This window comes from Psychrobacter sp. H27 (assembly GCF_059072655.1).
In genome coordinates, this window is record NZ_JCACRX010000001.1 from 1,848,471 (window position 1) to 1,863,259 (window position 14,789).

Here is a 14,789-nt window from a genome sequence, read left to right on the forward strand (position 1 = left end):
TCTAATAGGGTTTACTCTTGCGGACTATTGTTATTGAGTAAATCCGTCTCATCTGAGCTCTGGGCAATCTCCTGCTCGACTTTTTCCATTAGCTTGTCATCAGGGCGAGCATCGAGAACATCATTAGCGCTCTGACCTTGTAAAATAACTTTGGCTCGTGCTTTTGCCTGCTTCTTATCCTTATCATCAATATCACGCTCATCATTTGCTGGTGCATCAGGCATAGTAGGCGTAATTGTCAGGTCAGATTTGTCACTACTCGCACCACTCTGCATATGCTCAAAGGCTTTTTCTAATTTGTTGTTAAACCTCAGACGATAAATAGGTTCAGGCAAGCTAAAGCCCTCGTTTTCTAACGCATGCTTGGTTTCGCGAATGGCAATACTACGTGCTTTTAAAAAGTCCGTTTCGGATTGATCAACCCACACTTGAAATTCAAGCACGATATTAGAATCACCTACATTGGTAATAATCGCAATTGCTTTTGGCTCTTCTAATACAAATGCTAATGTATGTATCGCATCCAGCCCTACTTTGATTGCAGCCAATGGATCATCATTGGCATCCACACCCAACTCAAAGGTGAAGCGACGCTCGGGATTTTTGGTATAGTTTAGGATCGTACCTTTAAACACTTCAGCATTGGGGATACGTAGCTGATTGCCATCTAGCGTCATTAATATCGTCGCACGTGACGTCAGACGAACCACAATCCCCTCTTGACCATTAATCACCACTTGATCACGTGCACGAAAGGGCTGACGGATACTGAGCATTAAAGAAGCTATATAATTTTCGATAGTGTCTTTGACTGCAAAACCGACCGCGATACCAATGACACCAGCACCGCCGAGCAACGTGCCCAATACTGTTTCTGCACCGATCAAGCTCAGTGCCAGAATAAGACCAAAAATAATAAAGATAACTTTAATGGTCTGCGACAAGAGCTCAGCGACAAAAGGATTGGGCGTGAGGCGCTGCCACATTTTTTTGCGTCTAGATAACCAACTACCAAACCATGTCACGAGTGCAAATATGACGATACCAACCAGCAATAAAGGCAGCGCCTTTACTAGGTTTTCCAGTTGCGCTTTTAGACCCTGATAAACTGTCGATACGTTTTCTTGAACATCTAGTGTACGGTTGATGTTGTCATCAACCGTCACGACGTCTGTCAAACGGTTGGTCAAATTGATAGCTTGTTGTGCCTTTTTTTCGTTGGCAGTTTCTCCCGCTAAGGTGACGACACCTTGAGTAACATTAACAGTAACGGCTTGTAATCCTTCTATTTCAGAAAAGATTCCATTGATTCGCTGACGGATGTCGTTGTCTTTTTGGAGGGTGGGTGTAGTTTCAATTTGACCATTATTGGTACTTTCGCCATTGATTGCGGGTGGCGGGGCAGGAGTCGGTGTGGAAATGTTGGTTTCTGACGTGTCGTCATCTGCTGTCGTTGTATTATCAGGTATTGCGTCCTCTACACCCAATGCCGCTGCAATACCAGAAACCTCTTCACCAGCAGCATAGGCTGGCAACGTACAAAAGATGCTTAGTAGCAACACCATTTGACCCCACGCTCTTAGAAGATGACGTATCCTTGGGCGGTCAAGATAAGTGTCCATAAGCATCCTTTGCTGTTATAGAGTTTGTACCATTACGTTTTTACTAACTTTGAGCGTTAGCTGTCTAGATAGCGCTGCGCCTCACTCAAGTTCAATGTGCCTTCGTAGATAGCACGGCCAGTGATAATACCTTCTATACAGTCGCCATAAGGCTTCAATAGCTCAATGTCTTTCATATCAGTAACGCCACCTGATGCAATCACTGGTAATCCGCCTTCACGTGCCAAATTGACGGTTTGCTCTACATTAACGCCTTGCATCATGCCATCACGGGCAATATCAGTATACACAATAGAGGAGACACCCACATCAGCAAAACGCTTGGCTAGCTCAGTTGCCTTAGTATCAGTAACATTGGCCCAGCCATGTGTAGCCACCATACCGTCTTTGGCATCGATACCAACGATAATGTGTCCTGCAAACTCACGACAAGCTTCTGCGACAAAATCAGGATCTTCGACAGCTTTTGTCCCAATGATAATATAAGTCAAACCCGCAGTGATGTACTGCTCAATGGTATTCATATTACGCACACCGCCGCCCAACTGAATAGGCAGGTTCGGATACGCTTTGGTAATATCGTTGACCACTTGTCTGTGCACGGGTACGCCATCAAAAGCCCCATTCAAATCGACCAAATGCAGACGACGTGCGCCTTCATCTACCCAGCGTGCTGCCATCGCAACCGGATCATCAGAGAATACCGTATCATCTTCCATACGGCCTTGTTTTAAACGTACACATTTACCATCTTTTAAATCAATAGCCGGGATAATGACAGGTACAGCACACATATAGCATTCCTTATAAAGCACAGTATTGGTAATAAATTTAGACAAGCATATTTTTGGAAATCAAACGATATCAGAGCATTACACAATAATAGAAAACGTCACTCAACAGCGGTATAAATCATAGACAGATTATAAACCAGATAAAAAAGTCAAAATCTGCTCAGATAGAAATAGGAAATGAGGGAAACCAAACAGTCATAACCATAAGTTTTCGTATTTGGAATCACCACCAACATTCGTTAAATTCCATTACTGACTGGCAATTTTAGGTCAATTTAGCGTATAATCCTAGGTAAATTTTTATTTGTTTCTATGTGATGGTAACCAGGTGTTACGCTTTTTGTTGAGTCATTATTACTTAGTCGTAATTAAAGAGGACTCAGACACAAAGAGCAATAGCTGAATGTATCCGTATGATATTGACTGATATATTGCCCAAAAAGGTTATAATAGAAATCTAATCTGGTAGTCTGTATACCACCGATTCTGCAGTATTAAGCCCCATTGGATACCTTTTAAATTCCTGTCACTAGCCAACAATATCAGAACCGTTAAACCTAGCGTTGTAGCAGCTCATCACAACGATGTGATCCTGCTGACCTAGATTATCTTTTAGCCAGTTTATCATCTACTCAATAGATCGTTATGTGGTCACACTTCTAACCAATCAGGTATGTTTGACTGATAATGATTGGATAAAGGTGGTCCCTATACTGGTGTTACAAGTTTTAAATTTCAATGAAACGTGTGATAGGGCTGTTATTTTCAAAATAGTTTCTCTTAGCAATGTGCTTTAGAGGATTAATTTGGCTTAATAGTTTTAGCATACACCTTGGTAGCCAGTCGCCACTTTGGTAATTCGAATAAGACATTAACGTGTTGTTAAGGAGTCTAAGGTCAGCGTTAATACTCTTAATAGTAGTTATGATTATGTATTGTCCCAACAGAGCTTTCATCCCTATTTCGATATAGAAATAGACGATTGAAGGCTCTATTGAGTGATACAGGTTTTCATACTACCGATGTGCCAAACAGGATGTCTGGTATCGTTTTAGACTATGGACTAAGTTTTCGCTTATGATTACCATCAAAAAAGGTTTGGATTTGCCCATTACCGGTGAACCCTCCCGCGAGATATCTGAGCACCAACCGACACATGTAGCACTTGTCGGCTATGACTATGTGGGTATGAAACCTACAATGAATGTCAAAGAAGGTGACATTGTAGCCAAAGGTCAGCCCGTTTTTGAAGATAAAAAACGTGTCGGCGTCATCTACACTGCCCCTGCTGCCGGTAAGGTCGTCGCTGTTAAACGTGGCGAGCGTCGAGTGTTTGAGAGTCTTGTGATTGCGGTCGACCCAAATGGTGAAGAAGTAGACTTTGAGCGCTATGACTCACAGCAGCTTGCTGACCTAGACTCTGAAGTCGTTGAAACCCAACTGATTGCCTCTGGCGAATGGACAGCGTTTCGCACGCGTCCCTATAGCCGCGCACCAGAAATCGGTGCTCGTCCACACGCTATCTTTGTCACAGCGACAGATACCAACCCATTGGCGCTTGACCCAATGCTGGTGATCAATGAGCAGCTACAAGCGTTCAATGATGGCCTTGCTGTACTGTCTACGCTCACGCCAAAGACCTTTGTCTGTCATCATGGTGATGCCAAACTGACGCCAGTTGCAAAAACTGCTGCGGATAATGTCACTGAGTATCATGGTTTTGCTGGAAAACATCCAGCTGGTCTTGCTGGTACGCACATTCACTTTTTGCATCCGATTATGCGCGGTGTGACCGTGTGGACAGTTGGCTATCAAGACGTGATCGCGATTGGTAAGCTGTTTACGACAGGTCGTCTATATACTCGCCGTATGCTGAGCCTAGCTGGTCCTGCGGTTACCAACCCGCATTTGGTTGCAACCGAGCGCGGTGCTGATATTACGGCATTAACCAAAGGCAAGCTTGCTGCTGGCGAGAACCGAGTTATTTCAGGTTCAGTGTTGTCCGGTCGCAAAGTGTTTGACAATGTGGCTTATCTTGGTCGTTTTCACAACCAGATCAGTGTACTGACTGAAGGTCATGAGCGCCCAGCGTTTCATTTCTTTAGCCCAGGTAAAAACCGCTTTTCAAAACTGCCTATCTATATTTCGCAGTTCTTTGGTGGCAAAAAATACAACTTCACCACGACAAGTAATGGCTCACCGCGAGCGATGGTACCCATCGGTGTCTATGAAGAAGTCATGCCACAAGATTACCTACCCACTCAACTACTACGTGCATTGATTGTCGAAGACATTATTAGTGCTGTAGATTTGGGCGTTCTTGAATTGGATGAAGAAGATTTGGCACTATGCACCTTTGTATCTCCTGGCAAATATGAGTTTGGTGATATTTTGCGTGATAATTTAACGCGCATTGAGCTGGAGGGCTAACCACGATGAAATTTTTACACAATATGTTCGATCGTATGGAGCCATCTTTCACCAAAGGCGGCAAACACGAAAAGTACTATGCCATTTTTGAGATGTTTGATACGTTTCTGCGTCAACCAGGTACAACGACATTTGCCTCATCACATGTACGCGACGGGATCGACCTAAAGCGTATTATGATTACCGTATGGCTATGTACGTTCCCAGCGATGTTTTGGGGTATGTACAACATCGGTCATCAAGCACTGACGGCTATCGCCCAGCTTGGTCTACAGCCCGACGGCTGGCGTACTGTCATCACTAGCATGGCAGGCTATAACCCAGACAGTATCTGGGCAAGCTTCGTTTACGGGGCCATGCAGTTTTTACCTATTTATATCGTGACTTTTGCTGTTGGTATTCTCTGTGAGATTATCTTCGCGGTCGTACGCGGGCATGAAGTTAACGAAGGTTTCTTTGTGACCTCAGTTCTGTTTGCGCTATGTCTACCACCAGATATTCCTTTATGGCAAGTTGCCTTGGGTATTATCTTTGGTGTAGTCGTCGCAAAAGAAGTGTTCGGTGGTACCGGTAAAAACTTCCTGAACCCTGCCCTATCAGGTCGTGCGTTCTTGTACTTTGCTTATCCAGCCTATATGTCTGGTGACTCAGTATGGACAGCTGTAGATGGATTCTCAGGTGCAACCCCTCTCGGTCTTGCCGCGCTTGGTGTGGTTCCTCAAGACTTCGTTGATGTCTATGGCAATGCGATCACGTGGAGTGATGCGTTCTTAGGCAACATGCAAGGCAGTATCGGTGAAGTATCAACGCTGGCAATCTTGTTGGGTGCTGCAGTACTGCTATGGACACGTATTGCCTCTTGGCGCATCATGGCAGGTTGTGTGGTTGGTCTGATTGCGACCTCTCTTGTATTCAATATGATCGGCTCTGATGACAATATGATGATGAGCTTGCCATTCTACTGGCATCTGGTCATTGGTGGCTTTGCATTCGGTGCGGTCTTTATGGCGACCGACCCTGTTTCAGCTGCACATACCAATAAAGGCCGCTGGGCTTATGGTATTTTGATTGGTTTTATGACCGTATTGATTCGTGTCATTAACCCAGCTTTCCCAGAAGGCATCATGCTGGCCATCTTATTTGCCAACTTATTTGCCCCATTGTTTGATTATTTTGTGACTCAAGCAAACATCAAACGCCAAACTGCTCGGAGGGTTCGTTATGTCCAAGCCCAAAAGTAATAACGCAAAAACCATCAGCGTGGCGTTGACGCTATGCTTGGTGTGCTCAGTATTGGTCTCAGCGGTCGCTGTTGGTCTAAAGCCTGCACAAGTCGAAAACGCACGCTTAGACCGCAACAAAAACATCTTGGTTGCTGCTGATCTATATGATGCTGAATCTGATACCGCCGATGATGTTGCTGAACGTTTTAAAGACTTTGATGTGAAAATCATTGATCTAAACGAAGGCACTTATCTCGATGACGATGCGCTAAAAACTGCTGGTATTCCTGATCGTAATGCCTATGACGCCAGTCAAGCGACAAAGAACCAAGCCTTGAGCGAAGACTTGGGTGACAACGATCCTGCTGGTATCGGCCGTAAGCCAAAGTATGCCAAAGTCTATGTCAAAGAAGACGATGCTGGTCAACCAGAAGCGATTGTACTACCTATTCAGGGCTACGGTCTGTGGGGTACGATTTATGGTTTCTTAACGCTTGAGAGCGATATGAACACCATCAAAGGTATCAGCTTTTATGAGCATAAAGAAACCCCAGGTCTGGGCGCTCGTATCGAAGAGCCAGCATGGCGTGCAAAGTGGAGCGGTATCGAGTCTTATGACGAAAACGGTGACGTTGCTACTGGTGTAACCAAAGCGGGTAATCCAAAAGAAAACTGGGTCGATGGCATTAGCGGTGCAACACTGACTAGCCGCGGCGTCAGCAACATGATTCAGTTTTGGTTAGGTGAGCAAGGCTATAAGCCTTATCTAGATATGCTACGTGAAGAGAGCGGTCAAACGATTGATGATGCAGAAGCGCAAGCCAATCAATCAAAACCGGCCGCTCAACCTAAAACCGAATTGGCAGCCAAGCTACCAGTAGCAAACGGCAAGGAGGCATAACATGGCTGATACTAAAAGTATTTTAACCACGCCTATTTTTGACAATAACCCCATTGGCCTACAGATCCTCGGTATCTGTTCGGCGCTGGCGGTCACCACAAGTATGGCAAACGCCATGGTTATGTGTGTGGCATTGACATTGGTGACGGCGTTCTCAAGCTTCTTTATCTCCGTGATTCGTAAAAAGATTCCATCAAGTATTCGTATCATTGTACAGATGACGATTATTGCGTCATTGGTTATCTTGGTTGATCAGGTGCTAAAAGCTGTCGCTTATGATGTGAGTAAAGGTCTGTCGGTTTTCGTTGGTCTGATCATCACCAACTGTATCGTTATGGGCCGTGCTGAAGCGTTTGCCATGAGCAACCCACCAATTCCAAGCTTTTTAGACGGTATTGGTAACGGTCTTGGTTATTCGGCGGTCTTGCTGTTCGTTGCTACTATTCGCGAACTATTGGGCGCGGGCACTTGGTTTGGTATCACTATCCTACAGCCAGTTACTGATGGCGGTTGGTATATACCGAATGGTCTGTTGCTATTGCCACCATCAGCGTTCTTCATTATTGCTTTGTTTATCGCGATCGTGCGTATCTGGAAACCAGAACAAGTGGAAGAAGCTGAGTTTGTAATGAAGCCGCAGTCTAAAGGCATGGCACATGGAGGCGGTCACTAATGGGACATTATATTAGTTTATTTATAACCTCAGTCTTTATTGAGAACATGGCACTTGCCTACTTCTTAGGCATGTGTACTTTTTTGGCCGTATCCAAAAAAGTCTCAACTGCTATCGGACTTGGTGTTGCCGTTATCGTCGTTATGGCCATCACGGTTCCGCTAAACAACTTGCTATTCCAGTTCATCCTAAAAGATGGTGCACTGGCATGGGCAGGCTTCCCTGATATCGACTTGAGCTTCCTAGGATTGCTCAGTTATATCGGTTTGATTGCGGCTACCGTACAGATCCTAGAGATGTTCTTGGACAAGTTTGTACCCAGTCTTTACAACGCGCTTGGGGTATTCTTACCATTAATCACTGTAAACTGTGCCATCTTAGGTGGTGTACTATTTATGGTAGAGCGTGATTATAACTTTGGTGAGTCTGTTGTCTATGGTGTGGGTGCAGGCTTCGGTTGGGCACTTGCTATTACTGCATTGGCAGGTATTCGTGAAAAGCTTAAATACTCAGACATTCCAGCGCCATTGCGCGGTCTTGGTATTACCTTTCTCACGGTTGGTCTGATGTCGCTCGGCTTTATGTCGTTCGGTGGTATGTCCATCTAAACTGCTAAGCTCAAAGCTCTCATTAGCTGTTTGACTTATTTAATTCATTTATTCGGTAAGGGTTCGGATACAGCATAAAACATGCCTCCGCTCCCCTACCCCATAGATTAAGGATACCTACCATGGATTACGCTACGGCGATTGGTGGCGTTGCTATGTTTACCTTGATCATCATGGGCCTTGTCGCTATTATTTTGGCGGCACGCTCAAGACTGGTCAGTTCAGGCGATGTTACTATCCATATCAATGATAATCCCGATAATGACGTGGTGACACCAGCAGGCGGTAAGCTACTGCAAACCCTAGCAGGCGAAGGTATATTTTTGTCTTCAGCGTGTGGTGGTGGTGGTACTTGTGCGCAGTGCCGTTGCCGCGTTATTGAAGGTGGTGGTTCTATTTTGCCCACCGAAGAAGGCTATTTTACTCAAGGCGAAATCCGCAATCACATGCGCTTGGCCTGTCAGGTAGCTGTTAAGCAAGACATGAAGATTGAGATCGATCCTGAGTTCTTTGATGTACAAAAGTGGGAATGTGAAGTTATCTCTAATGATAACGTGGCTACTTTCATCAAAGAGCTGGTACTAAAAATCCCAGAAGGCGAAGAAGTAAACTTCCGCGCTGGTGGTTATGTACAGCTCGAAGCGCCGCCGCATGAAGTACATTACAAAGACTTTGCGATTGATGAAGAATATAGAGAAGATTGGGAAAAATTTGGTATCTTCGACTATGTGTCAAAAGTTGATGAGCCTGTTATCCGTGCTTACTCGATGGCCAACTATCCTGAAGAAAGAGGCCTGATCAAGTTCAACATTCGTATCGCAAGTCCACCGCCACGTGGCGGTGAAGGTATTCCGCCAGGCAAAATGTCTTCATGGGTATTTAGTCTCGTCCCTGGTGACAAAGTGACGGTTTCAGGTCCTTATGGTGAATTCTTTGCCAAAAAGACTGAAGCTGAAATGATCTTTGTTGGTGGTGGTGCTGGTATGGCTCCGATGCGCTCGCATATTTTTGATCAGTTGAAGCGCTTAGACACTGATCGTAAAATCAGTTTCTGGTATGGTGCTCGCTCGATTCGTGAGATGTTCTATGTTGAAGATTATGATCAACTAGAAGAAGAGTTTGATAACTTTGAGTGGCACGTTGCACTGTCTGACCCATTACCAGAAGATAACTGGGAAGGTCCAACTGGCTTTATCCATAATGTATTGCTCGAAAACTATCTGAAAGATCATCCAAACCCAGAAGATTGTGAGTATTACATGTGTGGGCCACCGATGATGAACGCTGCCGTCATCGACATGCTACACAGCATGGGCGTAGAAGACGAAAACATCATGCTTGATGACTTCGGTGGTTAAACCAGTTAGCTGAATTTAGAAGCATATAAAAAAAGAGTCTCAATTGAGGCTCTTTTTTTATGCCAAAATTTTAACTACAAATCTAATTGGTAGAGTAGCTTTGCTATCCTATATTATGGATGCTCTACACACTAAGAAAGGACTCTTATGAAAACAAAGTACAAAGATCTGACCATCTGGATCACGGGTGCTTCTAGTGGCATAGGTGAAGCCCTCGCTATTGCTTTTGCCAAACGTGGCGCTCGAATTGTTCTAAGTGGACGTGATAGTGGAAAACTAGAAACCGTCAAAAAAAGCTGCAAGCGTGCTAGCAAGCATATTGTTGTACCATTTGATATCAGTGATGCCAGTCAAACAAAAGCCGCTTATGACACTGCTAGAGCTCAAGCAGGAAAGATCGATTGGCTCATCAACAATGCTGGTATTAGTCAACGCTCGCTCATCATGGAGACAGATGAAGAGGTCGAGCGTCAGATTATGGAGATTGACTACTTTGCACAAACGCGTCTAACGAGATTGATATTACCTGACATGATTGCACAAGGCGGCGGTAAGGTTGTTATGGTATCGAGTGTGGCAGGTTTGTTGGGCACGCAATATCGCGGTGCGTACGGGGCAGCCAAAGCAGCACTTCATATGTGGGCAAACAGCTTACGTGCTGAACTATATGATCAAGGCATAGAAGTGGCGACAATATTCCCAGGGTTTATCCAGACCAACATCTCTATCAATGCTTTGACAGGCGATGGTAGTGCTCAAGGCACTATGGATGAGGCAACCAGTAACGGTCTGACTGCAACTGAGTTTGCCAAACAAGTTATGAAGGCGCTCATAAAGGGCGAAGAATATATCATTGTCGCTGGTAGTAAAGAAAAGCTGGCAACCAGAGTCAATCGAGTATCGCCGCCAAAGCTGTATAAGCTGATACGTGAGTCACAAGTAAAATAATCGAGCAGCCAAACAAACGATCATTGAGTATTACCATCGTTAGTATTTTGGGGCTTAAGGGGTGTAAAATGAGCATGACTTGTTTTACACCCTATTTATTTGTGCATCATACCGAAGATATTATGAAAAATAACACGTACCGCCCAGCTTCCAGAAACCTTTTGAACAACACGCTACTTAGCATCGTCGGTCTTGGTAGTATTATAAGCCTCAGCGCCTGCCAGCAGACACCAGATTATAACTATCTGACTGGTGAAACTATGGGGACGAGCTATCATATCAGTTACCAGCTGCCTGACAATGTAGACAGTGCAGACGAAGCTGCCATACAAGCATCGATTGATGAGCGATTAAAACAAATCAATGACAGCATGTCGACCTACCAGAGTGACTCGACCATATCTAAGTTCAATCAGTTGGGTGCAAATACCCCTATTGTCATTGACGCTGATTTTAGTCGGGTGCTAGATATCTCACAGGTTGTTTACGGACAATCTGGCGGCGCGTTTGATCCTACTGTGATGCCATTAGTAGAAACTTGGGGCTTTGGCAGTACCATGACCGTTGAGCGTTTGCAGAGTCCCCCAACAGCACTTGAGATTGCTCAAGCAAAAGCGCTGGTAGACTTTGAAAGCATTATAAAAAAAGACCAAACCCTCTATAAGACGAAAGACGGTGTCGAGCTTGATTTTTCTGCGGTTGCTAAAGGATATGGCGTTGATGTGATTGCTGACGTACTCAGAGATGAGTATCAGATTCGTAATTACATGGTTGAGATTGGCGGTGAGATTGCTACTTCTGGTGTGAATAGCCAACAGCAGCCATGGCAGATTGCGATTGACGCGCCTATCGAAGGCAGTACTGTCAGCGAACGCCAAACCATATCTGCCATTCGCCAACCAACAACTACCGCCACCCAAATGCACTTGGCAACCTCGGGCAACTATCGCAATTCTGTCATATTCGATGGTAAACGCTATAGTCATACCATTGATCCAACCACAGGCGAACCCATTGCAGGTGGCGCGCCTTCAGTAACGGTCGCCGCTGACTCTGTTGCACTGGCCGATGCATGGGCGACTGCTCTTACGGCAATGCCTTATCAAAAAGCACTAGATGTGGCTACCACGCAAGATTTAGCCGCCATGTTTGTAATATTGGCTGATGATGTAGAGGTAGGTGGCGCTGATAGTAATACTTTGGATGACGCTACCAACGACAGTATCGACAACTGGCAAGTGGTGCAGACTCCGGCGATGCAAGCATTACGTACAGACAAAAAACGCTAAACCTATGCTGAGCTCAGGATCACACAGTAGATTTATAGATGTGAAACAAGAGAATACGTTAATGCAAAACGAGCAGCGCCAAAATTTGTTATAATACAGCTATAGTTGCGAGCAAATTTATTTATGAAAATCATTCATTAATGTCTAGCGCGACTGCCCTATTTTAAAACGAGGTTACTTCTATGCTTAGCCAACTACTCCCGATGCTTGCCATTACCTTCACTGTTTTTGTCCTGTTCTTTATTTTTATGGGTATTGGCTATATGGTCAAGAAAAAACCGCTTAAAGGATCTTGTGGTGGTGTTGCTAAGCTCATGGGTGATGAGCAGTGCTCATTCTGCGGTGACGATCCCAATAAATGTGACTCATTGATCGCTGAACAGCAAGAGAACGCATTAAGAGCGGCTCAACTGGGCAAGTCAGTATAAGTTTCTTTGATTACCTTATGCGGGTAGCATTTACCTGACATCTGTTCGTATAATAGCGTCAAGTCTTCTATAGGAGGCTTGACGCTATTTTTATTGCGCAATGCTATCTTCTGGCTATAGATGCCTTTTATTTGGATGCTTTCTATATAGAAATATTAGCCAGCAGATTTGTCTGTATTGCTTCCTGCAAAATTTTCGAATGCTGATCGATACTATCAATGATCGTCTCGGTCTGTTTCTAGGTATCAGTTTCTAGATAAATGCTCTCTGGTGTTGTTTTGCGGACGACGATATGTCGTCTCTGTCTTACAACAGTTCTTTTCTATTATCATCGTTGTATTGCTATGTCCACCTCCTCCCATCTACCGTCACCGCGTTTTACATTTTGGCTAGTCCTATGTGCCATGGTCTTGCTGGCGACCAATATGCGCGCGCCTATCGTTGCACTCGGCGCTATCGCTCCCGTGGTACAAGAGGCATTAGATATCTCCGAGTTTCAGATTGGCTGGCTAGGCGCTGTCCCTATGCTGAGCTTCGCCGTTGGGGCGCTGATCTCGCCAGCAATTGCTAAGCGCTTCGGGCTTGAGAATACGCTGATTATGATGATTGGGCTACTGACCACAGGTATGATGATTCGTACCGTGATCCCAACGTGGACGGGATTTTTGGTAGGTACGTTGTTACTAACACTAGCTATTGGCTTTGCCAACACGCTGGCCGCGCCTATCATTAAGCAACGTACGCCTAGGCATATCCCGCTGATTACAGGTTTGTTCAGTTTAACCATGACCGTGACCGCGGGGATAGTCTCAGGGGTAGTTCTGCCTTTATCTGAGCGAGTAGGCTGGCAATGGGCGCTAGGCGGTTGGACGATTTTAGGGGTTTTTGCCTTGTTAATTTGGCTGCTTTTGCGTGTGCGTCTTGGCTCATCAAACCATCAACCCATAGTCTCGACAGACCCAGACGCCTCTGATATTTCGATGTGGCGCACGGCCTTTGCGTGGCAGATTGCTATTTTTATGGGACTACAATCATTATTGTTTTACACTGTTGCTAGTTTTTTGCCGTCTATTTGGGTCAGTAAAGGATTATCTGCTGTGAGCGCTGGACAAATGGGTTCTGTGTTTCAGTTTATGGCGCCCATCTCTATTTTGAGTCTCACATGGCTAATTAATCGCGGTCGTCCGATTCAAGCACTCGCTGTGTTTGCCGCTGTGCTCAATGTCGTTGGGGTGCTGGGCGTCAGCTATCTATCCACGGAGTTGGCGTGGCTCTGGTCAGCCCTGATGGGGATTGGGTGCTCAGCGATTTTTACCTTAAGTATGATGCTGTTCTCCCTACGAACCTATACCACCAATCAATCAAGTGAGCTGTCTGGTATGGCGCAAGCCGTCGGTTATTTGATTGCATTTTTTGGCCCGCTAGGCACAGGTTGGCTTCATGAAGCGACTGGTAGCTGGAGTGTACCGCTTTTTATTATGCTGATACTGATGATTGCAAACGTGGTGATTGCGTGGCTCGTGAGTCGTCCAGTGATGGTCGATGGCAAATATATTTGATTATAAAACATTAAATGCTCTAAATAGTACTCTCTATAATTCTTTAATTTCTAAAGCGCAATAAACCTGTCTCTAAATTAACCTTAGGGCAATATTGGTTGCTGTCTTATTTTGCTACACTGGTTTGATTGCTTATAGGACACAACTCCCATGATGAACTCCCCCTTACGTTTCTTGCCTGCTATCGTCACGCTCGCGGCTGTCATGGCTATCAGTGGCTGTCAAAAAGAGACGGAGCCTACTGAATCTACCAACACCACTGAAACACAGAGTACGAGTACTGAGACGACTACTAGTCCAGCCAATACGACGTCTGTAGACACTAATGCCGACGTATCCACCGATATCCAAGTCAACGACGCGCCCCTGACTATTTTGGCGCTTGGTGATTCATTGACAGAAGGTCTTGGGGTGGATAAAGATGACAACTACCCTGCGCAGTTAGAAGATCGTCTGCAAGCCATGGGGTATAAGAATACCGAGGTCATCAACTCAGGGCTGAGTGGTGAAACCAGTACTGGACTGGTCAATCGTCTTGACTGGGTGCTACAAACCAAACCTGATGTGACGATTTTGACCATTGGTGCAAACGATGCTATACGCGGTATCGATGTAGCAACGATTGAAGCGAATATTCGTACGGCAGTTAAACGATTACAAGACAATGGCAGTGTCGTCATCTTGGGCGGGATGTCAATCTATGACAACTTAGGCGATGACTATGTTGCCGCGTTCTCAGATATCTATCCTCGCGTAGCAAAAGACATGAACGTCACCCTTATTCCGTTTTTCTTAGAGGGTGTGGGCGGTGACCGCGCGCTCAACCAAGCGGATGCGATTCATCCGACGAAGGAAGGCTACACCATCATCGTCAATGACAATATCTTGCCTGTCTTAGCACCCACGCTAGAAGAAGTCACAGCAGCCGAAACCCCTTAGGCCGAAATGACCGAAAA

13 protein-coding genes are annotated in these 14,789 nt (G+C 45.2%); 11 read left to right on the forward strand and 2 right to left on the reverse strand.

The window, feature by feature from the left end:
* Positions 1-11: 11 nt before the first annotated feature.
* Positions 12-1,622 carry a mechanosensitive ion channel domain-containing protein gene (locus tag AC5JPY_RS07490; protein WP_443524858.1) on the reverse strand — a complete coding sequence of 537 codons (1,611 nt, stop codon included), beginning with the start codon at positions 1,620-1,622 and terminating at the stop codon, positions 12-14.
* Positions 1,623-1,678: 56 nt separating this feature from the next.
* A complete protein-coding gene (gene hisA / locus AC5JPY_RS07495; RefSeq protein WP_201547583.1) occupies positions 1,679-2,416 on the reverse strand; it encodes a 1-(5-phosphoribosyl)-5-[(5-phosphoribosylamino)methylideneamino]imidazole-4-carboxamide isomerase in 738 nt (245 codons plus the stop codon).
* A 1,077-nt stretch (positions 2,417-3,493) separates the two neighbouring features.
* On the opposite strand from hisA, the gene AC5JPY_RS07500 reads away from it, so the two are divergent.
* The 11 genes from AC5JPY_RS07500 (at position 3,494) to AC5JPY_RS07550 (ending at position 14,772) form a co-directional block, all read left to right on the forward strand.
* Positions 3,494-4,846: a Na(+)-translocating NADH-quinone reductase subunit A gene (locus AC5JPY_RS07500; RefSeq protein ID WP_443524859.1), complete on the forward strand. Its 1,353-nt coding sequence runs from the start codon at positions 3,494-3,496 to the stop codon at positions 4,844-4,846.
* A gap of 5 nt (positions 4,847-4,851) precedes the next feature.
* Positions 4,852-6,087, forward strand: a complete 1,236-nt coding sequence (locus AC5JPY_RS07505) for an NADH:ubiquinone reductase (Na(+)-transporting) subunit B (RefSeq protein ID WP_443524861.1) — start codon at positions 4,852-4,854, stop codon at positions 6,085-6,087.
* Positions 6,068-6,970 carry a Na(+)-translocating NADH-quinone reductase subunit C gene (locus tag AC5JPY_RS07510; protein ID WP_443524862.1) on the forward strand — a complete coding sequence of 301 codons (903 nt, stop codon included), beginning with the start codon at positions 6,068-6,070 and terminating at the stop codon, positions 6,968-6,970. The genes AC5JPY_RS07505 and AC5JPY_RS07510 overlap by 20 nt, the downstream gene beginning before the upstream one ends.
* Before the next feature lies 1 nt (position 6,971).
* The gene (locus AC5JPY_RS07515) at positions 6,972-7,643 is read left to right on the forward strand and encodes an NADH:ubiquinone reductase (Na(+)-transporting) subunit D (RefSeq protein WP_201602231.1); all 672 of its coding nucleotides are present in this window, start codon (positions 6,972-6,974) and stop codon (positions 7,641-7,643) included.
* Positions 7,643-8,251 (forward strand): NADH:ubiquinone reductase (Na(+)-transporting) subunit E, encoded by a 609-nt coding sequence (nqrE, locus tag AC5JPY_RS07520; RefSeq protein WP_075107228.1) that lies wholly within the window; start codon positions 7,643-7,645, stop codon positions 8,249-8,251. The genes AC5JPY_RS07515 and nqrE overlap by 1 nt, the downstream gene beginning before the upstream one ends.
* A gap of 122 nt (positions 8,252-8,373) precedes the next feature.
* Complete coding sequence (gene nqrF, locus AC5JPY_RS07525) at positions 8,374-9,609, forward strand: NADH:ubiquinone reductase (Na(+)-transporting) subunit F (protein ID WP_443524864.1); 1,236 nt, start codon at positions 8,374-8,376, stop codon at positions 9,607-9,609.
* A gap of 147 nt (positions 9,610-9,756) precedes the next feature.
* A complete protein-coding gene (locus tag AC5JPY_RS07530) occupies positions 9,757-10,557 on the forward strand; it encodes an SDR family NAD(P)-dependent oxidoreductase (RefSeq protein ID WP_443524865.1) in 801 nt (266 codons plus the stop codon).
* Between the two features lie 122 nt (positions 10,558-10,679).
* The gene (locus AC5JPY_RS07535; protein WP_443525524.1) at positions 10,680-11,846 is read left to right on the forward strand and encodes an FAD:protein FMN transferase; all 1,167 of its coding nucleotides are present in this window, start codon (positions 10,680-10,682) and stop codon (positions 11,844-11,846) included.
* Between the two features lie 182 nt (positions 11,847-12,028).
* Positions 12,029-12,274: a (Na+)-NQR maturation NqrM gene (nqrM, locus tag AC5JPY_RS07540; RefSeq protein ID WP_443524867.1), complete on the forward strand. Its 246-nt coding sequence runs from the start codon at positions 12,029-12,031 to the stop codon at positions 12,272-12,274.
* A 344-nt stretch (positions 12,275-12,618) separates the two neighbouring features.
* Entirely contained in the window at positions 12,619-13,833 is a 1,215-nt protein-coding gene (locus tag AC5JPY_RS07545) for an MFS transporter (RefSeq protein ID WP_443524869.1), read from the forward strand.
* Positions 13,834-13,983: 150 nt separating this feature from the next.
* Complete coding sequence (locus AC5JPY_RS07550) at positions 13,984-14,772, forward strand: arylesterase (protein WP_443524871.1); 789 nt, start codon at positions 13,984-13,986, stop codon at positions 14,770-14,772.
* Positions 14,773-14,789 lie beyond the last annotated feature (17 nt).

Excerpts from the sequence above, each read along its gene's own strand:
- AC5JPY_RS07535 (WP_443525524.1), top strand. The coding sequence starts at position 10,680 with ATGAAAAATAACACGTACCGCCCAGCTTCCAGAAACCTTTTGAACAAC.
- AC5JPY_RS07550 (WP_443524871.1), top strand. The coding sequence starts at position 13,984 with ATGATGAACTCCCCCTTACGTTTCTTGCCTGCTATCGTCACGCTCGCG.
- AC5JPY_RS07490 (WP_443524858.1), bottom strand. The coding sequence starts at position 1,622 with ATGGACACTTATCTTGACCGCCCAAGGATACGTCATCTTCTAAGAGCG.
- AC5JPY_RS07505 (WP_443524861.1), top strand. The coding sequence starts at position 4,852 with ATGAAATTTTTACACAATATGTTCGATCGTATGGAGCCATCTTTCACC.
- AC5JPY_RS07545 (WP_443524869.1), top strand. The coding sequence starts at position 12,619 with ATGTCCACCTCCTCCCATCTACCGTCACCGCGTTTTACATTTTGGCTA.
- AC5JPY_RS07515 (WP_201602231.1), top strand. The coding sequence starts at position 6,972 with ATGGCTGATACTAAAAGTATTTTAACCACGCCTATTTTTGACAATAAC.
- nqrE (WP_075107228.1), top strand. The coding sequence starts at position 7,643 with ATGGGACATTATATTAGTTTATTTATAACCTCAGTCTTTATTGAGAAC.
- nqrM (WP_443524867.1), top strand. The coding sequence starts at position 12,029 with ATGCTTAGCCAACTACTCCCGATGCTTGCCATTACCTTCACTGTTTTT.
- hisA (WP_201547583.1), bottom strand. The coding sequence starts at position 2,416 with ATGTGTGCTGTACCTGTCATTATCCCGGCTATTGATTTAAAAGATGGT.
- nqrF (WP_443524864.1), top strand. The coding sequence starts at position 8,374 with ATGGATTACGCTACGGCGATTGGTGGCGTTGCTATGTTTACCTTGATC.
- AC5JPY_RS07500 (WP_443524859.1), top strand. The coding sequence starts at position 3,494 with ATGATTACCATCAAAAAAGGTTTGGATTTGCCCATTACCGGTGAACCC.
- AC5JPY_RS07530 (WP_443524865.1), top strand. The coding sequence starts at position 9,757 with ATGAAAACAAAGTACAAAGATCTGACCATCTGGATCACGGGTGCTTCT.
- AC5JPY_RS07510 (WP_443524862.1), top strand. The coding sequence starts at position 6,068 with ATGTCCAAGCCCAAAAGTAATAACGCAAAAACCATCAGCGTGGCGTTG.